The organism is Corynebacterium sp. 5QC2CO (assembly GCF_024580435.1).
GTDB classification, from domain to species: domain Bacteria; phylum Actinomycetota; class Actinomycetes; order Mycobacteriales; family Mycobacteriaceae; genus Corynebacterium; species Corynebacterium jeikeium_D.
The window spans coordinates 187,156-207,725 of record NZ_JANIKI010000002.1 but is presented as its reverse complement, the minus strand read 5'-3'; the positions used below and the strand labels follow the sequence as shown (position 1 = coordinate 207,725).

The following is a 20,570-nucleotide window of genomic DNA, read 5'->3' as shown; positions in this document are numbered from 1 at the left end:
GACCTAACACCATGCCACGTCGTACAGACATCAACCACGTACTGGTTATCGGCTCCGGCCCGATTGTTATCGGTCAGGCCTGCGAGTTCGACTACTCCGGCACCCAGGCTTGCCGCGTGCTGCGCGAAGAGGGCCTGAGAGTCACGCTGGTCAACTCCAACCCGGCAACGATTATGACTGACCCGGAGTTCGCAGACTCCACCTATATCGAGCCGATTGAAACCAAGTACATCGAAAAGATCCTGGCCAAGGAAGCTGCAGAGGGCAACCCGATTGACGCTGTCCTGGCAACTCTCGGTGGCCAGACTGCACTGAACGCAGCTATTCAGCTGGACCGCGAGGGCATTCTGGAGAAGTACAATGTCGAGCTGATTGGTGCTGATATTCCGGCCATTCAGCGCGGTGAGGATCGCCAGATGTTCAAGGACATCGTCGCCAAGATTGGTGGCGAATCCGCTCGTTCCCGCGTCTGCCACAACATGGAAGAAGTCCATGAGACTGTTGCAGAGCTCGGTCTTCCGGTCGTTGTTCGCCCGTCGTTCACCATGGGCGGTCTGGGCTCCGGTCTGGCTTTCAACCAGGAAGACCTCGACCGTATCGCAGGTGGCGGCCTAGCCGCATCGCCCGAGGCCAATGTTCTGATTGAGGAGTCCATCCTCGGCTGGAAGGAATTTGAGCTCGAGCTCATGCGCGATGGCGACGACAACGTTGTCGTGGTCTGCTCCATTGAAAACGTTGATGCCCTCGGTGTCCACACTGGTGACTCGGTGACTGTCGCCCCGTCGATGACTCTGACCGACCGCGAGTTCCAGACCATGCGTGACCAGGGCATCGCAATTCTGCGTGAGGTCGGCGTTGACACCGGTGGCTGTAACATCCAGTTCGCCATCAACCCGAATGACGGCCGCATCATCACCATTGAGATGAACCCGCGTGTCTCCCGCTCGTCGGCGCTTGCTTCCAAGGCAACTGGTTTCCCGATTGCAAAGATTGCTGCCAAGCTGGCTATCGGCTACACCCTCGATGAGATCACCAACGACATCACCGGTGAAACCCCGGCAGCGTTTGAGCCGGTGCAGGACTACGTGATTGTCAAGGCTCCACGCTTTGCTTTCGAGAAGTTCCCAGGTGCTGACGACACGCTGACCACCACCATGAAGTCCGTCGGTGAGGCCATGGCTATCGGCCGTAACTACATCGGCGCGCTCGGTAAGGTCATGCGCTCGCTGGAGAACAAGCCAGCTGGTTTCTGGACTGTTCCGGATGAGGACTTCGCAGGTGAGCGCGCAAACGATGTCAACGCTGTCCTTGAGGACCTGAAGCGTCCGACTGAAGGTCGCATCTACGACGTTGAGCTGGCTCAGCGTCTGGGTGCTTCCATCGAGCAAATCCACGAAGCTTCCGGGCTGGATCCGTGGTTTATCGCCGAGATGGAAAACCTGCAGGATATCCGCAAGGAGCTTATCGACGCTCCGGTGCTGACCTCCGACCTGCTGCGTGAGGCTAAGTACTGGGGCCTGTCCGACGCCCAGATTGCTGCGCTGCGTCCGGAGTTGGCCGGGGAAGACGGCGTGCGCGAGCTGCGCTGGCGCCTGAACATCCACCCGGTATTCAAGACTGTCGATACCTGCTCCGCTGAGTTCGAAGCACAGACTCCGTACCACTACTCGGCATACGAGCTGGACCCGGCTGCTGAGTCCGAGGTCGCCCCGCAGACCGAGAAGGAAAAGGTCATCATCCTCGGTTCCGGCCCGAACCGCATCGGCCAGGGCATTGAGTTCGACTACTCCTGTGTCCACGCGGCCCTCGAGCTCTCCCGTGTTGGGTACGAGACTGTTATGGTCAACTGCAACCCGGAAACGGTTTCCACCGACTACGACACCGCAGATCGCCTCTACTTCGAGCCATTGACCTTCGAGGATGTTCTCGAGGTCTACCACGCTGAGAGCCAGTCCGGAAAGGTCGCAGGCGTCATTGTTCAGCTCGGTGGCCAAACCCCGCTGGGCCTGGCGGAGCGTCTGCAGGCCGCAGGAGTTCCGATCGTCGGCACTAGCCCAGAGGCAATCGACCTGGCTGAGGACCGCGGTGAGTTCGGCAAGGTGCTGGCTGAGGCCAAGCTGCCGGCGCCGGAGTTCGGTACCGCCACCTCCTTCGCAGAAGCTCGCCAGGTTGCCGCTGGCATCGGTTACCCGGTGCTGGTCCGTCCGTCCTACGTCCTCGGCGGCCGTGGCATGGAAATCGTCTACGATGAGGCCACTCTGGAGGACTACATCAACCGCGCTACCGAGCTGTCCAATGAGCACCCGGTACTGGTTGACCGCTTCCTGGACAGCGCCATCGAGATTGATGTTGATGCACTGTGTGATGGGGAAGAGGTCTACCTCGGCGGCGTTATGGAGCACATCGAGGAAGCCGGTATTCACTCCGGTGACTCCGCGTGTGCGCTGCCTCCGATGACTCTGTCTGCAGGCATCATCGACAAGGTGCGTGAATCCACCAAGGCACTGGCACACGGCATCGGTGTCAAGGGCCTGATGAACGTTCAGTACGCACTCAAGGACGAGACGCTCTACGTCATCGAGGCCAACCCGCGTGCATCTCGTACCGTACCGTTTGTCTCCAAGGCAACCTCGGTACCGCTGGCTAAGGCCGCATCCCGCGTCATGATGGGCGCTACTATCGCGGAACTGCGCGAAGAGGGCATGATTCCGTCCAACTTCGACGGCGGTTCTCTGCCTGCTGACGCTCCGATTGCGGTTAAGGAAGCCGTCCTGCCGTTCAACCGCTTCCGCGACTTCGAGGGCCGCGCTCTCGACAGCCTGCTGAGCCCGGAGATGAAGTCCACCGGTGAAGTCATGGGCCTCGCCGACAACTTTGGTGCCGCTTTCGCCAAGGGTGAGCTGGCCGGTTTCGGTGAGCTGCCGACCGAGGGCACGATCTTCGTCTCGCTGGCCAACCGCGATAAGCGCACTCTGGTATTCCCGATCCTCACGCTGGCGGATATGGGCTTCCGCATCCTGGCAACGGAGGGTACTGCCGGCATGCTGCGCCGCAACGGTGTTGAGTGTGAGGTCGTCGCAAAGCGTACAACTGATTCAGAAGCACCGACGGACGAGCGCGACATCGTCGACATGATCCGCGATGGTGAGGTTGACATCATTATCAACACCCCGTCCGGTTCCGCTGGCGCACGCTCTGACGGATACGAGATTCGCGCCGCTGCTGTGAGCCAGGGCGTAACTTGTGTGACTACCGCTCAGGGTGCCGTCGCCGCACTGCAGGGCATTCTGGCGCTGCGCAACGGTGAGATGAGCGTTAAGGCTCTGCAGGAACTCCACCCGGCAGAGTTGGCTGCTCAGGAGCAGGCCTAACATGACCGCGAAGGCTGAAGGTTCCGCAGTGGGGACAGTCAAAGGTTTCGGCGATCGCCTCAGCGAGGTTGTCGCCGAGCGCGGTCGGCTCTGCGTGGGCATCGACCCGCACCCTGGGCTGCTGGATGCCTGGCAGTTGCCGCATTCGGCTGAAGGTCTAGAGCGCTTTGCCGCCACATGCGTCGAGGCGTTTGGTGACATCGTTTCCGTCGTCAAGCCCCAGGTGGCGTTCTTCGAAGCCTACGGTTCCAAGGGCTTTGCCGTCCTGGAGCGGACGTTGGCGGACTTGAAGGACGCCGGTGCGCTGTCGATTGCAGATGCCAAGCGTGGCGATATCGGTTCGACGATGGCTGCATACGCTGATGCCTGGCTATCGGATGGCTCGCCGCTGGCAGCCGACGCTCTGACGGTTTCTCCGTACCTCGGGTTCGGTGCTCTTGATCCGGCGGTTTCGTTGGCGTTGGAGAACGGACGCGGCCTGTTCGTGTTGGCCGCAACGTCCAATCCGGAAGGTGCGTCCGTACAAAAGGCGACCGTTTCGGGTGAGAGTCTGGCTCAGACCATGGTCAACCAGGCAGCCGCTATTAATGCCCGCCAGATTGACGCTGGTGCAAAGGCGGGCAGCATCGGCGTTGTTGTTGGCGCAACGCTTGACGACGCCCCGGTGCTCAGTGACCTGCGCGGTCCCATTCTCATGCCCGGTGTGGGAGCTCAGGGTGGAACCCCGGCAGATGTCGACCGTCTGGCAGGGGAATCCAAGGGCCTTGCACTGCCGAATATTTCGCGTGCAATCCTCTCCGCTGGGCCTGATCCTGCTGCGCTGCGGCGCGCAACTATTGAAGCTGCGGCTCCGTTCCTATCCGAGAATTAGCAGCGGATCGCCGAGTTGGCTGAGGCCCGCAGGGCGCACCTCATAGAACAGGTGCCCCTGTGGGCTTCTTTCGTACCTAGCTGCCGGGATTCTCCTAACGCTCTTCGGTTGGCGGTGGCGTAGGTATAGGCAAGCTACTGTGACGATTCCTGGGAGATTTCGTACAAAAACCGTGGTCAATTTCCATTCTCCTGGGCAAACGGTGCTACAATCGCCGGAGTTGGTTGACCACGACCGAAAGGTGGGGCGGATAAAGCCCTGGTGTCATTTTTATCGACACCCCGTCAGCATTTGCCTCAACAACCGGTAAGTGCGGTACGGTCTCCAATCGTTAAGCACGGTGTCGTTGCCTGCCTTCGGTGGACGCGAGGCTCGTGCTAGTAAATAAGAACCTAACCAATCTATTTTTACGGAGGAACACGTGGCCCTTCCGCAGTTGACCCCGGAGCAGCGTGCAGCAGCACTCGAGAAGGCAGCTCAGGCCCGCAAGGTACGCGCAGAGCTCAAGGACAAGCTGAAGCGTGGCGCTATCGACCTGCCAGAGGTTCTCAAGCAGGCTGACGAGAACGAGATCATCGGCAAGATGAAGGTCTCCGCTCTGCTCGAGGCTCTGCCGAAGGTCGGCAAGGTCAAGGCACAGGACATCATGAATGACCTGGAGATTGCTCAGACCCGCCGCCTGCGTGGCCTGGGTGACCGTCAGCGTCGCGCTCTGCTGGAGCGCTTCGGCTACGCAGTGGAGGACTAGTCGCAGTGGCCGGGAATGAAAACGGTCAGTTGGTAGTCCTCGCCGGCCCTGCCGGTGTGGGAAAATCCACTGTTGTCAGTCGGCTCCGTGCCGAGGTTCCCGGACTGTACTTCAGCGTTTCCATGACCACCCGCGCCGCACGGCCGGGTGAGGTCGATGGCCGCGACTATTTCTTCGTGACCCCGGAGAAGTTCCAACAGCATATTGATGCAGGAGAGATGCTCGAGTGGGCTGAAATCCACGGTGGTCTGCAGCGTTCTGGTACGCCGCGTGGCCCGGTGGATAAAGCTCTCGCCGAGGGGCGTCCGGTACTCGTTGAGGTGGATCTGGCAGGAGCCCGTTCCATCCGTAAGGTAGCGCCGAATGCTCACCTGCTGTTCTTGGCTCCGCCAAGCTGGGAAATTCTCGTCAGCAGGCTCACTGGTCGTGGCACGGAAACCGAGGCGCAAGTCAAGCGTCGCCTGGAAACCGCGCGAGTGGAAATGGATGCTCAGCACGAATTCGATGAGGTTGTTGTCAACGACAATGTCGATGATGCTGTGGCGGCCATCGCTCGGGCGCTGACTACTGGCAAGTAACAGGGCGACTCCACATCATCGATAGTAGAAATCGTTTCCAAGCAATGGTGATTCTATTGCTACGACGGTTTCTATTGTCACCCCAGTAACTCACGTTCTATTGAGGAAAGATTTCTCGTGACCCAGGAAAATACCGCCACCGAGGCAGTGTTCGACCCGCCAATTGGTATTACCAATCCGCCGATCGACGAGCTGCTTGGTAAGGCTTCTTCGAAGTACGCTCTGGCTATCTTCGCCGCCAAGCGTGCACGCCAGATTAATGACTACTACCAGCAGATTGACGAAGGCATGCTGGAGTACGTTGGCCCGCTGGTTACTCCGGGGGTCGCTGAGAAGCCTCTGTCCATCGCTCTTCGTGAAATCAACGCTGGTCTGCTGGACCACACTGAGGGCTAGAGCATTTCCTTAAGGGGAGATATCTGTATGCATGCCGCCGGTAATGCTGACGTATCCGAATGTTTAAAGGTTGTCGTCGGGGTTGCCGGCGGCATCGCTGCGTATAAGGCCGCACACGTTGTTCGTGGCTTCAAGGAACTCGGTCACGATGTTCGCGTCGTTCCCACCGAGTCCGCATTGAACTTTGTAGGCGCAGCTACTTTCGAGGCGCTGTCGGGGAACCCGGTGTCGACTACGGTTTTTGACGCAGTCGATGAGGTTCAGCATGTCCGCGTGGGGCAGGAGGCTGACCTCGTCGTCGTAGTTCCCGCGACTGCCGACTTTATGGCGCGTGCCGCACACGGGCGTGCCGACGACCTGCTCACCGCAACTTTGCTTGTGGCGACCTGCCCGGTGGTTCTGGCCCCTGCCATGCACACCGAGATGTGGAACCATCCAGCTACCCGGGATAATGTCGCGACTCTTCGTCGCCATGGCACTATTGTCCTCGATCCGGCCCATGGCCGTTTGACTGGCAAGGACACTGGTCCAGGTCGTCTGCCGGAGCCAGAGCAGATTGTTTCGCTGGCATTGGCGGCAGTCGAGAATCCACGCCACTTCCGCCGCGACTTCGAGGGCGTACGCTTCATGATTACTGCCGGTGGCACCCGTGAGGCTATCGACCCCGTACGTTTTATCGGCAACCACTCTTCCGGACGCCAAGGCTTCGCGCTAGCTGAGATGGCAGCACAGCGTGGCGCTCAGGTCACTGTGGTGGCAGGACATACAGATCAGTTGCCGACACCGCTGGGCGCAAATGTTGTAAAGGTTGATTCCACTTTGGAGATGGCCGAGGCCGCCCACGAACACTCCAAGTTGGCCGATGTCTGCATTTTTGCCGCCGCCGTCGCCGACTTCCGTCCGGCATCGACCGCTGGGGCCAAGATGAAGAAGGGCGTCGCAGACGACGCCTTGAGCAACATTCGGCTCGTAGAGAACCCGGACATTCTGGCTACCACTGTGGAGCGTCGTAAAGCGGGCGAGATTCCGGCAACCACGACGATGGTGGGCTTTGCGGCTGAGACCGGCGACGAGACGACGACGCCGCTCGAGCTTGCGAAGCAGAAGATTGTGCGCAAGGGCTGCGATTTGCTCATGTGTAACGACGTCTCGGGTGGGCAAACTTTCGGTGCCACGGACAACGTCGGATGGTTGCTGTCTCTCGATGGCGAGCAGTGGGACGTGCCGCGGGGCTCAAAGTTCTCGGTGGCTGGTTCGATTTTGGATGCAGTCTCCGAGCTGCGACAGGAACCTCAGCCAGCGGAGTAGCGGGCGCCTACTACGGCGACTGAACCGCTTGGTCTATAATTATCGAATCAAACGAAAACCCACGCCGCAGCGACACCGCAGGGGTGGGGAAATGATCTAGAAGAAAGTTGTACTGCTCGTGGCCTCTAATCTTCGGCTGTTTTCCAGTGAATCTGTTACCGAGGGGCACCCAGATAAGATTTGCGACTCGATTTCGGATTCCATTCTTGACGCTATGCTCGCGCAGGATTCTGCATCGATGGTCGCCGTTGAGACTGTGGTGACTACCGGTTTAGTCCATGTTGTTGGCGAGGTTCGCACGCAGAGCTACGTTGACATCCCCGGTATTGTCCGGAGTCGACTGAAGGAGATCGGTTTCGATTCTTCTGAAAAGGGCTTTGACGGCAAGACCTGTGGCGTCTCCATTTCGATTGGTGAGCAGTCCTCAGACATCAACGACGGTGTACACACTTCTCTGGAAGCACGCAGCTCTGGTGGAGAAGTCGAAGCAGAAGATCTCAAGGGCGCTGGCGACCAGGGTCTGATGTTCGGCTACGCTACCAACGAAACTCCGGAGTACATGCCGCTACCGATTGCGCTGGCGCACCGCCTGGCTCGCCGCTTGACGCAGGTACGCAAGGAAGGCATCGTCCCATCGCTTCGACCGGATGGTAAGACTCAGGTCACCTTCGCTTACGACGAAGACAATAACCCGGTGTATTTGGACACCGTTGTGGTGTCCACGCAGCACGACCCGGATGTGACCCAGGAGTGGATCACCGAGCAGATTAAGACCCACGTAGTCGATTGGGTGCTCGACGACGCTAACCTGCGCGAGCGTTTTGTTACCGAAGAATTGAAGCTGCTGGTCAACCCGTCTGGCCAGTTTATTATCGGTGGCCCGATGGGCGATGCCGGCCTGACCGGCCGCAAGATTATCGTCGACACTTATGGCGGTATGGCTCGTCACGGTGGCGGCGCATTCTCGGGTAAGGACCCGTCAAAGGTGGACCGCTCCGGCGCTTATGCCACCCGTTGGGTTGCGAAGAATGCCGTGGCTGCGGGTCTGGCTGACCGCCTGGAGATTCAGGTTGCCTACGCTATCGGCCGCGCTCGCCCAGTAGGCCTTTACGTCGACTCTTTCGGCACCGGTCACGTTTCGGACGACGCCATCCGCGAGGCTATCAACAAGGTCTTCGACCTTCGCCCGGCCGCTATTATTCGTGACCTGGACTTGCTGCGCCCGATTTATGCGCAGACCTCCACCTACGGTCACTTCGGCCGAACTGACTTGGACCTGCCGTGGGAGCAACTCAACCGCGTCGAAGAGCTCCGCGCAGCCGCTGGCCTGGGATAAACACCACCCGCCAGCATGACCCTGGGGTGGGGAAGTAGAGTAAGACTCTATGACCGACGCCCCTTTCGCACCCGCCGCCGCAGCTGAGAAGCTGCCAGTCGCGCGGGTGCTTCCACTTTTGGGGCTGCCGCAGTTGGATCGCCCCTTCGATTACCTGGTTCCGCGCGCGCTAGCGAAGGAAGCGGTTGTCGGTTGCCGCGTGCGGATTCGCTTCCACGGCCAATTGGTCAATGCGCTGGTGCTGGAGCGCTGTGCCACGCCCACTCACGACGGCAAACTGTCCTATCTCAAGGATGTCATCAGCTCTGAGGTTGTCTATCCGCCACAGCTTCGACGGTTGGTGGATTCTCTGGCGGAGTATTACGGCGCAACGCGCTCAAACATCATTCGCTCCGCCATCCCAACCCGCCATGCACGGGCCGAACGTGCCCGCAAGGAGAACACGCCCCCGACGTGGGAGGAGTTGGGAAAGCTTGCCACCGAAGATCCGGACCTTTCCGCTTGGGGCAACTATGTGTTCGGCGAATCCTTTGTCGATTCCGTCCGCAAAGGTGCCCCGGCACGCGCAGCGTGGCAGCCAGTTCCAGGCGAACAGGTCGCAGCCTTGCTCGCCGCGCTCAGCGTTTCGGTCGCCCGCGATGGTGGCGGTGTTCTCATCATTGTTCCGGACGCACGCACGCAGGCGCGCTTCGAGAGCGCTTTTCGCGAGCTCATTTCTGCCCGTCAGCTCACTCTTCTCGGGGCTGGCCTCGGACCCGAGTCCCGCTATCGCCGGTACCTGGATATCCTGCACGGCCAGGGGCGCATAGTAGTCGGCACGCGCTCGGCAGCGTACGCGCCAGTGAAGAATCTGCGTTTAGCTGTGATTGTCGATGATGGCGATGACAACCTCGTAGACCCTCGCGCACCCTACGTCCACTCTCGCGAGGTGCTGGTCACGCGTAGTGCGCAGGAGGGGTGCGCTCTCATTTTTGCGTCGTATAGCCGTACAGCCGAGGTGCAGCTGCTGGTCTCCTCAGGTTGGGCGCACAATCTGGTCGCAGGCACTGACGCCCTTGCTGAGTCCATGCCGGAGATGATTGCCTCGACGGACACTTCCGAAGACCCGGATGACGTCAGTAGGGGACGCCTTCCTGCCATCGCTTTTCGACGGGCAAAAGCCGCGCTGCGCGAAGAGCTTCCGATTCTGGTCCAGGTACCCCGCAAGGGATATGTGCCGACACTGTCGTGTCGCTCCTGTGGCGCGCCTGCGCGCTGTCGCTGGTGTAACGGTCCACTGGGAATTCCACCGTCCGATAACCCGGACGATCCAGCGCCACCGACCTGTCGGTGGTGTGGTCGCATCGACATCCACCACCGTTGCCATAGCTGCGGTTCCACCAAGATTCGGCCAGTCGTGGTCGGCAGTGAACGTACGGCGGAAGAGTTTGGCCGTATTTTCAGTCCATTCCCAGTCGTCGCTTCCTCTGGCGAACGGATTGTTGACGACATTCCCGAAGGCCCGAGGGTCGTGGTGGCCACGCCGGGAGCCGAGCCTTATGCGCCGGAGGGCTACGGTGCAGTGATGCTGCTGGACACTTGGGCGATGCTCGGCCGACAGGACTTGCGCGCTCACGAAGAGGCCTACGCGCATTGGTCTCGGGCTGTCACGCTTGCGCGCCCGCGGGAGCGAGGCGGGGCAGTGGTTATCGATGCGGATGCTGCAGTCCCGACTGTGGCCGATCTTCTGGCATGGGACGCGGTAGGCGCTGCGAACAGGGAATTGGCCGACCGTACAGCTGCCGCTCTGCCTCCAGCCTTTCACGTGGCAGCAGTGGATGGGACTGAAGAGGGCCTGCGTAACTTCATGGAGTCCCTGGAGGTTCCATCGGGTGCGGAAATCCTGGGTCCGGTAGACCTTCCCCGCAACGCCAGGCCACCAGCAGGCGTGGAGCCGGGTACACCTATTCAGCGGATGCTGGTGCGCTGTGACCGTCGGCAAGCACGGGCAGTGGGCGCGGCGTTGAAGGCGGCACAGGTCGTTCGAGCGACCAGGAAGGACCCGACGCCGGTGCGCGTTGTCGTCGATCCGATTAATTTCGGCTAGCTGCTAAAATAGCTCCGTTAACGCTTAATTCACACCAGTTTTCTTGGAGGCACTAAGTTCATGGCAGTTCGTGAGGTACGTCTTTTCGGCGATCCGGTGTTGCTGTCCAAGGCGGATACCGTCACTGATTTCGACGCGACGCTGTCGCACCTGATTGATGACATGTTCGACACGATGGACGAGCAACAGGGCGTCGGGCTCGCGGCAAACCAGGTCGGCGTGCTGCAGCGCGTCTTCGTCTACGACTGCAATGGCACCCGCGGGCACATCGTCAATCCGGAATGGGAAGCCATCGGCGACGAGACTGTCCACGAAATCGAAGGATGCCTATCTATCCCGGGTATTAATGGACCCGTGACTCGACACGCGCGTGTGCGCGTTACTGGCCAGGATCGCCACGGCACACCGGTGAGCTTCGAAGCCGATGATTTGCTGGCTCGCTGCGTGCAGCATGAAAGCGACCACCTGGACGGCGTGCTGTTTTTGAAGCGTCTCGAGGGCGACGAGCGCAAGACCGCAATGCGTTCTCTGCGTGAGCAGGACTGGTTCCTCAACCGCGGTTAACTCGCCTGCGCCTAGCCCCCGGGTGTGGCGCCCCGAGTTTCATCACTAGATTAGCTAGAACAACTAGGTCCACCAGGAAGGAATCCACTTACTGTGCGCCTGATTTTTGCCGGAACCCCGGAACCCGCTGTCGTTGCACTGAAGAAGTTGCTCGAAGACTCCCGCCATGAGATCGTCGCTGTTCTCACGCGCCCCGATGCCCGCCGTGGCCGCGGCAAGTCGCTTTCGCCCTCGCCGGTGAAGACTTTGGCCTTGGAACACGACATTCCCGTGCTCACCCCGACGACCTTGCGCGATGAGGAAATCCAACAGCAGATTCGCGAACTAAACGTTGACTGCATCCCTGTGGTCGCCTACGGCAATCTCGTGCCGGAGGAATTGCTCGCTGTACCGACGCACGGCTGGGTAAATCTGCATTTCTCGCTGCTTCCTGCTTGGCGAGGTGCCGCGCCGGTGCAGGCAGCTATCGCCGCTGGCGATGAAGTCACGGGTGCCAGTACTTTCCGGATTGAAAAGGGCCTGGATACCGGACCAGTTTTCGGTACCGTCACCGAAGCGATTCGCCCGACCGATAATGCCGACGACCTTTTGACCCGCCTGGCATACTCCGGCGCGGATCTCCTAGCCGCCACCATGGACGGCATCGAAGCCGGTGCGTTGCGTCCGACCGCTCAGCCGGAACAGGATGTCAGCTACGCTGCTAAGTTCGGGCCGGAAGACGCCCGAATCATTTGGACTCAGCCGCGCCATCTTCTCGACCGCCGCGCTCGCGCGTTCACGCCTGCCCCAGGTGCGTGGACGACTCTCGACGGCGCACGTTTGAAGGTCGGAGAGCTCACCCCGCTTTCCGACGAGGACAGCGCCGCGGTCGACGAGGTGCGAAAGGCAGCCGCTCCGGAGGCGGTAGCCGCCACGCCGGGTGAGTTGGTAGCGGAGAAGCACCGGGTATCTGTGCGTTGTGCCGATGGCTATGTGCAGCTGATGAGGGTGCAGTCACAGGGTAAGAAGATGATGGATGCGTCCGACTGGGCGCGAGGTAGCCAACCCGGCGGAAAGGTCTGCGAGTAAATGGGCAACGACAAACCCCGCCACACCGGTGGCGGACGAAGCCGCAGCAACCGCTCCGGAGAGAACCGCAATGACCGCAACCGTAACCGTAACAATCGCGGTGGGGACAACCGTGGTGGCATCGACCAGCCGCGCAAGGTCGCACTGACGGTACTAGCCGACGTTCGCGAGATTGATGCTTACGCGAACCTGGTGCTGCCCAAGTTGCTGAAGGCACACAAGCTCAAGGGGCGGGATGCTGCTTTTGCAACGGAGCTAACGTACGGCACACTGCGGGCGGAAGCCCTGTTGGACGCCGTGATTGAGGCATCGTCGTCACGCCCGTTAAGCGATATTGCTGGACCGGTGATGGACGTGCTGCGCCTGGGCACGTACCAGCTGCTGCGTACGCGCGTCGACGCCTACGCGGCGGTCGATACCTCGGTGCGGGCGGTGGCGAAGGTGGCGGGACCTGGTGCGCGCGGGTTTGTCAATGCCATTTTGAGGAAGGTTTCCTCGAAGACCGAAAGCGAATGGGTGGCTGAGATCGCGCCGGATCCTGCGACCGATCCGATTGGCTATGTGGCGATGAAGCATGCCCACCCGCGCTGGATCGCGATGGAGTTTGCCCGAGCACTCGGTGCACAAGCCGGTGAGCTGCAGCAGGCACTCGCTGCCGACGATGCCCGCCCGCTGGTGCATTTGGTCGCTCGTCCGGGCGAGATTACTGCTGAGGAATTGGCACTGATCACTGGCGGTGAAGAGGGACCGTGGTCGCCGTACTGCGTGCGCTTGGATTCCGGTGCCCCAGGTGAGTTGGAGCCGGTCCGACAGGGCCTGGCTGCGGTGCAGGACGAGGGTTCTCAGCTCATTGCGCGTGCCGTCACCATGGCACCCGTTGCTGGTGAAGACAGCGGCCGCTGGTTAGATCTGTGTTCCGGCCCCGGTGGTAAGTCAGCTTTCATCGGCGGCATCGCAGCTATTGAGGGCGCGAAGCTCGATGCTGTTGAGGTATCAGCGACTCGCGCAGAACTGGTGAAGAAGGCCACGGCCGGGCTGCCAGTGACGGTGACCGTTGCGGACGGTCGTGATACCGGGCTGGAGGCAGGCTTTGACCGCATCTTGGTAGACGCGCCGTGCTCTGGTTTGGGCTCGCTCCGCCGTCGCCCGGAAGCGCGCTGGCGGAAGTCGCCGTCCGATCTGAACTCCTTGACCGCGCTGCAGTTTGAACTGCTTAGTGAAGCTGTGCGTCTGGCACGGCCGGGTGGCATCATCGTCTATTCCACGTGTTCTCCGCACCTGCGGGAAACCAGGGGCATTGTCGACAGGGCAGTGACGGAATTGCCGGTGACGGAGCTGAATGCACACGAGTTGGTAGCGCCGATTACTGATGTCGGACCGTATCCATCTGTGCAGATGTGGCCACACCGCCACGGTACCGATGCGATGTTCTTCTCAGTTTTGCGCAAGAACGACTAGGCTCAGAGGTTATGAGCGCACCAATTATTGCCCCGTCCATTCTCGCTGCTGACTTCGCTCGCCTCGACCGCGAGGTTGAGGCTGTAGCCAATGCAGATTGGCTACATATCGACGTTATGGATGGCCACTTCGTTCCCAACCTGTCCTTCGGCGCTCCGGTGCTGGAGGCCGTAGCTGCGGTGACGGACAAGTACTTGGATGTCCATCTCATGATTGAGAACCCGGAGAAGTGGGTCGACACCTACATTAAGGCGGGGGCGAGCTCCGTTATTTTCCATGTGGAAGCCGCCGACGATGCCATCGCACTGGCACGCCGCATTCGTTCCCAGGGTGTTAAGGCCGGGTTCTCGCTGCGCCCGGGTACCCCGATTGAGCCGTGGCTGGATCACCTCGCCGAATTCGACGAGGTGCTGGTCATGAGTGTCGAACCCGGTTTCGGGGGCCAGTCCTTTATGCCGGATCAGCTGGCCAAGGTCGAGAAGCTGCGCGAGCGCATTGATGCCGAAGGTCTGGATACTCTGATTGAGATTGACGGTGGTATCTCCGCCAAGACCATCGAATCCGCTGCCGCCGCTGGTTGCGACGCCTTCGTTGCAGGGTCGGCCGTTTTCGGCGCTGATGATCGTGCGGCGGCTGTCGATGAGCTGCGCGCATTTGCAACCGCTGCTGCAACTAAGTAGACGGCGGTGAGAAACGGTGGCACAGTTTCCGGATCTCGTCTCCGCACAGCCGCTGACTGACGCCCAAGCTATGGCATTGGCCATAGAAGCCGGGCAGCGGGTTCGAGGCACCACCTATCCCAATCCACCGATTGGTTGCGTCATTCTCGATACCGCAGGGATTGCGGTAGGTGTGGCCGGAACTGAGCCTGTAGGCGGGCGACACGCAGAGCCACAGGCATTGGAGATGGCGGGGCCACGAGCTCAGGGCGGCACTGCAGTGGTCACACTCGAGCCGTGCAATCATATCGGCCGTACACCACCGTGCACCGAGGCACTTGCGGCAGCCGGTGTTTCCCGCGTCATATTTGCGGTCGCCGATCCTAATCCCGTGGCCGCTGGCGGCAGCGAGTGGTTGCGATACAAGGGCATCGACGTGGTCGAGGAGTTCCAACGCAATCGTGTGGCGGATGGCTATCTGCGTCCATGGTTGCACTGGCAGCGGACTCGTCGCCCGCACATCACGCTTAAGACCGCCGGTACGCTGGATGGTTTCGCCGCCGCTACCGACCGCACCTCGCAGTGGATTACGGGGGAGCAAGCGCGGGCACGGGTACATATCGATCGTGCACGTCGGCAAGCGATTGTCGTCGGAACGGGAACAGTGCTCGCCGACAATCCGCGATTGACCGCGCGCACACCAGACGGTGAGGAGCTGTCAACGCAACCTCTGCGCATCGCGATTGGCACCTCGGAGGTCGCCTCCGATGCGAATATCCGCGGCGATAACTTCCGCCACATTCGCACTCACGATGTGGAAGTGGCGCTGGAGACAATGGCGGATATGGGACTTATTGACGTCCTGGTCGAAGGCGGCCCACGGCTCGCCAGCGCTTTCTTAGAAGCAGAAGCTGTCGACGCAATCGAGTCCTATATTGCCCCGGCGTTTCTCGGTGCTGGTCTGCCAGTGACATCGGCCAACCACGAGACCACCATCACTGACATCTCCCGTTTCCGAACCGTCGCGGTCGAGACTCTGGGGGATGACATTTTGATCACGGCACTCCGCAGTGGCAAAGATCGCGGGTAGACCGGCTAGAGTTAATTTTGTAAAAATCTTTCAATTTATAACAAACGGTAAAGGATTTTCCTGACCACTATGTTTACGGGAATTGTTGAGGAACTCGGCGAAATTCGCGAAATCCACCGCGAAGCCGATTCCATTACTCTGACCATTCGCGCGACCACCGTGCTTGACGACGTGCACCACGGTGATTCCATTGCTGTCAATGGCGTTTGTTTGACCGTCGTGGAGTTTGGCGATGATTTCTTTACCGCTGATCTCATGCAAGAGACTCTGGATAGGTCGAGCCTCGGCCAGGTAGAGGTCGGCTCCAAGGTCAACCTAGAACGTGCAACCGCAGTCGGTCAACGCCTCGGCGGCCATATCGTGCAGGGACATGTCGATGGCACCGGCGAGGTTATTTCGCGCACGCCAGGGGAGCGCTGGGAAGTAGTGCGGATTTCGCTGCCGGAGCATCTCTCCAAGTATGTCGTGGAAAAGGGCTCAATTGCCGTGGATGGTACTTCGTTGACCGTCTCTGCAGTAGGCGAGGGGTTCTTTGAGGTCAGCCTGATACCGACGACGCTGACGGACTCCGTTATTGGTTCGACCGCGGTAGGCGCCAAGGTCAATTTGGAAGTCGATGTGCTAGCCAAGTACGTCGAGAAAATGTTGGAAAGATAAGCTACAAGACTGTGATTAAGTTCGATTCTGTAGAGCGGGCCATCGCGGACATCGTGGCCGGTAAGGCCGTGGTCGTCGTCGACGATGAAGATCGTGAGAACGAGGGCGACATCATCTTCGCCGCCGAGAAGGCAACGCCTGAACTTGTTGCCTTTATGGTTCGCCATTCCTCTGGTTACATCTGCGCGCCGCTGACCGCCGAGGACTGCGAGCGTCTGAATCTGCCACCGATGGTGTCAGAGAATGAGGATGCCCGCGGTACCGCATACACAGTGACCGTAGATGCCAACACCGGTACGACCGGTATTTCCGCCACAGATCGTGCGAATACCATTCGTACTCTGGCTGACCCCACGTCGAGCCCGCACGATTTCACCCGACCAGGACACGTGGTCCCGTTGCGAGCTCGCGATGGCGGCGTCCTTGTCCGTGCCGGCCACACCGAGGCTGCGGTCGATCTCGCCCGCCTGGCAGGGCTTCGTCCTGCCGGCGTGCTGTGTGAGGTTGTCTCCGAGGAAGACCCGACCGGTATGGCGCGCGCGGAGGAACTGCGTCGCTTCTGCGACAAGCACGATTTAGCGCTAATCTCCATTGAGCAGCTGATTGAATACCGTCGCCACAACGAGCACTTGATTGAACGCGTTGTCGAAACCAAGCTGCCGACCGACCACGGCGAGTTTCGTGCCGTTGGGTACCGCAGTCTTATCGACGGTGTCGAGCATGTCGCTCTCGTTGTGGGGGATGTGTCTTCTAACGATGGTCAGGACGTCCTCGTGCGTGTGCACTCCGAATGCCTCACTGGCGACGCACTGGGATCTCGCCGCTGCGACTGCGGTCAGCAGCTGCACAACTCCATGCGCATGGTTCACGAAGCGGGGCGTGGCGTCATCCTCTACATGCGCGGTCACGAAGGCCGAGGCATTGGTCTGATGCCGAAGCTGCAGGCCTACCACCTACAAGATGAAGGCGCTGACACCGTTGATGCCAATCTCGCACTCGGCTTGCCGTCGGATGCCCGCGAGTACGGCACTGGTGCACAGATTCTGCAGGATCTTGGGGTTACCACTATGGCGCTGCTGACGAACAATCCGACCAAGCGTGCCGGCCTAGGTGGTTATGGGCTGGAGATGAGCCGCCGGGTACCGGTGCCAGTTGAGGTCAACGAGGATAACTTGAAATACTTGTTGACAAAGCGCGAGCGCATGGGCCATGAACTCCCTTGGTTGGATGAGTACATGGAGACCCACGGCATTTCGACAGAAGGAGCACAGTAGATGAGTGGCGCAGGTCTTCCTGAAATTTCCGTTCCCGATTCCACTGGTGTGACCGTCGGTCTGGTCACCTCTCACTGGAACGAGGAGATTACTGGGCAGCTTCGTCGTGAAGCGCTGGCACAGGCCGAAGAGGTTGGCGCTGTAGTTACGGATGTGACTGTCGTCGGTGCTCTGGAAATTCCGGTTGTGGTGCAACAGCTCGCGCGAACTCACGACGCCGTGGTGGCGCTGGGGTGCGTTATCCGCGGTGGTACGCCGCACTTCGACTATGTCTGCGACTCGGTGACTGAGGGCCTGACGCGGATCGCACTGGATTGTGAAACGCCAGTTGGCAATGGTGTGTTGACCTGCAACACTGAACAGCAGGCAATTGATCGTGCCGGCGGTGAGGGAGCTGCGGAGAATAAAGGTCGCGAGGCCATGGCCGCAGCGCTGCATACCGTCGCAGTGTTGAAGTCCCTTCGTGAAGGTGGAGCTGAGTAAGAATGGGCAACTCCGAACGCCACAGCAATTCGACTGCCGTCGACACCGGTAGCGAAGACAAATGGCTGTTGGAAATCACCTCGCAAAAGCTGCGTCTGTGGGCGATTATCGCTGCAGTTGTGGTCTTCGCTATCCATATCTTCATGGGTATCGTGGTGGACTTTGGTAACACCGGCGCTTCGGTGACCATTATTGACCAGCTAGCTTTCCCAATGATTGGTTTGATCATCGCCGGGGTAATCCTGCTGCTGACTCGGGCTCGCGTTCGCGTCAATGCCAGGGGCGTGGAAGTCCGCAATCTGCTCAATGCGAAGTTCTACCCGTGGGTCGATATCTACGGCCTGAGTTTTCCAAAGAAGTCCCGCTGGGCTCGCTTGGAGCTGCCTGACTTTGAGTTTGTGCCGATGCTCGCGATTCAGTCAGCCGACGGCAGCCGCGTCGTGGAAGACATCCGCCGGTTCCGTGAACTTGAAGACAAGTTCATGCCGGAGGACTAACCCAAGGACACGTTTTAAGGACACCGTAAGTGACTGACCCTTCTCAGTACCGTCCCGCCCCCGGCACCATTCCCACGGAGCCGGGGGTGTACCGTTTTCTCGATTCAACCGGGCGCGTTCTCTACGTCGGCAAGGCGAAGAATCTTCGTGCGCGTTTGTCTAACTATTTCCAGGACTTAACTCGGCTGCATCCCCGCACCCGTCAGATGGTGCAGTCCGCTTCGAAGGTGACGTGGACTGTCGTCCACAATGAGGTCGAAGCGCTGCAGTTGGAGTACACCTGGATCAAACGCTTTAATCCGCGGTTCAACGTGATGTACCGCGACGATAAGTCGTATCCGATGTTGGCCGTCAGCGTTGGAGAGCTGTACCCGCGGCTGTTCCTCTACCGAGGGCCACGCCGGAAGGGCGTGCGTTATTTCGGCCCCTATTCACACGCGTGGGCTATCCGAGAAACGCTCGACTTGCTTACACGAGTTTTCCCAGCCCGCACCTGTTCAAAGGGAGTCTTCAACCGGCAGCAAGCCCTGGGGCGGCCCTGTTTGCTCGGGTATATCGACAAATGCTCGGCGCCTTGTGTCGGCCGTGTCAGTGCCGAGGAACACCGCGAAATTGTCCGTGGTTTTACCAGCTTCATGTCGGGAAATACGGGCCCGGTCACGAGGCGCTTAAAGAAGGAAATGGAGGAAGCTGCCGGCGAGTTAGACTTCGAGCGCGCCGCTAGTCTGCGCGACAACCTCGCTGCCATCGACAAGGTCATGGAGCGGCAGTCAGTCGTGCTTTCCGACGCCGCTGATGCCGACTTTATTGCGCTAGCAACCGACGAACTGGAAGCGGCCGTGCAGATTTTCCATGTTCGGGCGGGACGTATTTACGGTCAGCGCGGCTGGGTAGTGGAGAAGTCCGGCGAATACGCGACTACGGAGTTTCGAGAGGGAGAGACCGACCCCGGCTTGGGTGGGCTGCTAACGCAGTTCCTGACACAGTTCTATGGCGACGCCGCCAAGCACGCGGATGTCGACGGCGATGAATCAACCACTGCCGCCCAGGTTGTGCCACGCGAAATTCTCGTCCAGGCCACGCCCGACGATCTTGACGAGGTTACTGCATTTTTGGCCGATATTCGTGGCACTAATGTGGATATTCGCGTCCCACAGCGCGGTGACAAGCGGACGCTCATGGAGACCGTGCAGAAAAATGCAGCTGAAGCGCTGCGCCAGCACAAGCTAAAGCGAAGTGGAGATTTAACTACTCGATCGCAGGCTCTCTCCGAACTTCAGGACGCGCTGTTTATGGATGAAGCGCCGCTGCGTATCGAATGCACTGACATCTCGCATATTCAGGGCACCGATGTGGTGGCCTCGTTGGTGGTCTTCGAGGATGGATTGCCCAAGAAGTCCGACTACCGCCGCTACCGAATCAAAGATGCAGCGGGTGACGGTCGCTCGGACGACGTCGGTTCTATCGCTGAGGTGGTGCGCCGTCGTTTTCTGCGCCATAACGAGGACAAGCTCGCCATGCCCGATGATGCAAGCGAGATGTTCGTCGAAGAGACGACTGATGCCGTCGATGAGCAGTCGCGGAGTAACCGCAAGTTTGCCTACCCACCACAGTTGTTCATCGTCGACGGCGGTGCACCGCAGGTCGCAGCCGCACAGGCGGTCCTCGATGAACTCGAGGTCACCGATGTGACGTTGGTGGGAATTGCCAAGCGCTTAGAAGAGCTGTGGATTCCCGACGATGATGAGCCGCTCATTCTGCCGCGTAATTCGGAAGCGATGTACCTAATCCAGCGAATTCGTGATGAGGCGCACCGCTTTGCCATTAATTATCACCGTCAGCAGCGATCTAAACGCATGCGCTCGTCGGTGCTTGATGGCATTAAGGGGCTGGGGCCAGCACGCCGCAGTGAGTTGGTCAAGCACTTTGGTTCCGTTGCGGCGCTGAAGAAGGCCAGCGTCGAGCAGATCGAAGAAGTGGCTGGTTTCGGGCCGATGCTCGCGAAAACTGTTTACGATTACCTCCATCCAGACGAGAAGTCGTCAGAGCCAAACTCGGATGTCGGTCCGGGAGAGTAGGCGTAGAAGTAAGTAAACAAGTGGCTAAAACCGCACTTGAAACAGTGC

The 20,570-nt window shown here is 59.8% G+C and carries 18 protein-coding genes; all 18 read left to right on the top strand.

Annotation, left to right across the window (positions count from 1 at the left end):
• The first annotated feature begins 11 nt into the window (after positions 1 to 11).
• The 18 genes from carB to uvrC all read left to right on the top strand — a co-directional run bounded on the left by carB (position 12) and on the right by uvrC (position 20,522).
• On the top strand, positions 12 to 3,371 hold the full coding sequence (gene carB, locus NQ014_RS02875; protein ID WP_048731855.1) for a carbamoyl-phosphate synthase large subunit: 3,360 nt from the start codon (positions 12 to 14) through the stop codon (positions 3,369 to 3,371).
• A 1-nt stretch (position 3,372) separates the two neighbouring features.
• On the top strand, positions 3,373 to 4,242 hold the full coding sequence (gene pyrF, locus NQ014_RS02870) for an orotidine-5'-phosphate decarboxylase (protein WP_257073635.1): 870 nt from the start codon (positions 3,373 to 3,375) through the stop codon (positions 4,240 to 4,242).
• 421 nt (positions 4,243 to 4,663) lie between these two features.
• Complete coding sequence (mihF, locus tag NQ014_RS02865; RefSeq protein ID WP_016422714.1) at positions 4,664 to 4,990, top strand: integration host factor, actinobacterial type; 327 nt, start codon at positions 4,664 to 4,666, stop codon at positions 4,988 to 4,990.
• A 5-nt stretch (positions 4,991 to 4,995) separates the two neighbouring features.
• Positions 4,996 to 5,568, top strand: a complete 573-nt coding sequence (gene gmk / locus NQ014_RS02860; protein ID WP_016422715.1) for a guanylate kinase — start codon at positions 4,996 to 4,998, stop codon at positions 5,566 to 5,568.
• A 117-nt stretch (positions 5,569 to 5,685) separates the two neighbouring features.
• Positions 5,686 to 5,964, top strand: a complete 279-nt coding sequence (gene rpoZ / locus NQ014_RS02855) for a DNA-directed RNA polymerase subunit omega (RefSeq protein WP_005510796.1) — start codon at positions 5,686 to 5,688, stop codon at positions 5,962 to 5,964.
• Between the two features lie 27 nt (positions 5,965 to 5,991).
• Positions 5,992 to 7,272: a bifunctional phosphopantothenoylcysteine decarboxylase/phosphopantothenate--cysteine ligase CoaBC gene (coaBC, locus tag NQ014_RS02850; protein WP_257073633.1), complete on the top strand. Its 1,281-nt coding sequence runs from the start codon at positions 5,992 to 5,994 to the stop codon at positions 7,270 to 7,272.
• A 118-nt stretch (positions 7,273 to 7,390) separates the two neighbouring features.
• Complete coding sequence (metK, locus tag NQ014_RS02845; protein ID WP_257073631.1) at positions 7,391 to 8,608, top strand: methionine adenosyltransferase; 1,218 nt, start codon at positions 7,391 to 7,393, stop codon at positions 8,606 to 8,608.
• Positions 8,609 to 8,657: 49 nt separating this feature from the next.
• Positions 8,658 to 10,694, top strand: coding sequence for a primosomal protein N' (locus tag NQ014_RS02840; protein WP_257073630.1), 2,037 nt, complete (start codon positions 8,658 to 8,660; stop codon positions 10,692 to 10,694).
• Positions 10,695 to 10,754: 60 nt separating this feature from the next.
• A complete protein-coding gene (gene def / locus NQ014_RS02835; RefSeq protein WP_016422719.1) occupies positions 10,755 to 11,258 on the top strand; it encodes a peptide deformylase in 504 nt (167 codons plus the stop codon).
• Positions 11,259 to 11,351: 93 nt separating this feature from the next.
• Positions 11,352 to 12,326, top strand: coding sequence for a methionyl-tRNA formyltransferase (gene fmt / locus NQ014_RS02830; protein ID WP_257073629.1), 975 nt, complete (start codon positions 11,352 to 11,354; stop codon positions 12,324 to 12,326).
• A complete protein-coding gene (locus NQ014_RS02825) occupies positions 12,327 to 13,784 on the top strand; it encodes an RsmB/NOP family class I SAM-dependent RNA methyltransferase (RefSeq protein WP_257073628.1) in 1,458 nt (485 codons plus the stop codon).
• Between the two features lie 11 nt (positions 13,785 to 13,795).
• Positions 13,796 to 14,464 (top strand): ribulose-phosphate 3-epimerase, encoded by a 669-nt coding sequence (gene rpe / locus NQ014_RS02820; RefSeq protein WP_257073627.1) that lies wholly within the window; start codon positions 13,796 to 13,798, stop codon positions 14,462 to 14,464.
• A 16-nt stretch (positions 14,465 to 14,480) separates the two neighbouring features.
• Positions 14,481 to 15,533 (top strand): bifunctional diaminohydroxyphosphoribosylaminopyrimidine deaminase/5-amino-6-(5-phosphoribosylamino)uracil reductase RibD, encoded by a 1,053-nt coding sequence (ribD, locus tag NQ014_RS02815; RefSeq protein ID WP_257073626.1) that lies wholly within the window; start codon positions 14,481 to 14,483, stop codon positions 15,531 to 15,533.
• Between the two features lie 69 nt (positions 15,534 to 15,602).
• On the top strand, positions 15,603 to 16,190 hold the full coding sequence (locus tag NQ014_RS02810; RefSeq protein WP_016422724.1) for a riboflavin synthase: 588 nt from the start codon (positions 15,603 to 15,605) through the stop codon (positions 16,188 to 16,190).
• An 11-nt stretch (positions 16,191 to 16,201) separates the two neighbouring features.
• The gene (locus tag NQ014_RS02805; protein ID WP_257073625.1) at positions 16,202 to 17,464 is read left to right on the top strand and encodes a bifunctional 3,4-dihydroxy-2-butanone-4-phosphate synthase/GTP cyclohydrolase II; all 1,263 of its coding nucleotides are present in this window, start codon (positions 16,202 to 16,204) and stop codon (positions 17,462 to 17,464) included.
• On the top strand, positions 17,465 to 17,947 hold the full coding sequence (gene ribH / locus NQ014_RS02800) for a 6,7-dimethyl-8-ribityllumazine synthase (protein WP_048731874.1): 483 nt from the start codon (positions 17,465 to 17,467) through the stop codon (positions 17,945 to 17,947).
• Between the two features lie 2 nt (positions 17,948 to 17,949).
• Positions 17,950 to 18,444, top strand: a complete 495-nt coding sequence (locus NQ014_RS02795) for a PH domain-containing protein (protein WP_069358696.1) — start codon at positions 17,950 to 17,952, stop codon at positions 18,442 to 18,444.
• A gap of 29 nt (positions 18,445 to 18,473) precedes the next feature.
• The gene (gene uvrC / locus NQ014_RS02790) at positions 18,474 to 20,522 is read left to right on the top strand and encodes an excinuclease ABC subunit UvrC (protein WP_257073623.1); all 2,049 of its coding nucleotides are present in this window, start codon (positions 18,474 to 18,476) and stop codon (positions 20,520 to 20,522) included.
• Positions 20,523 to 20,570: the final 48 nt, after the last annotated feature.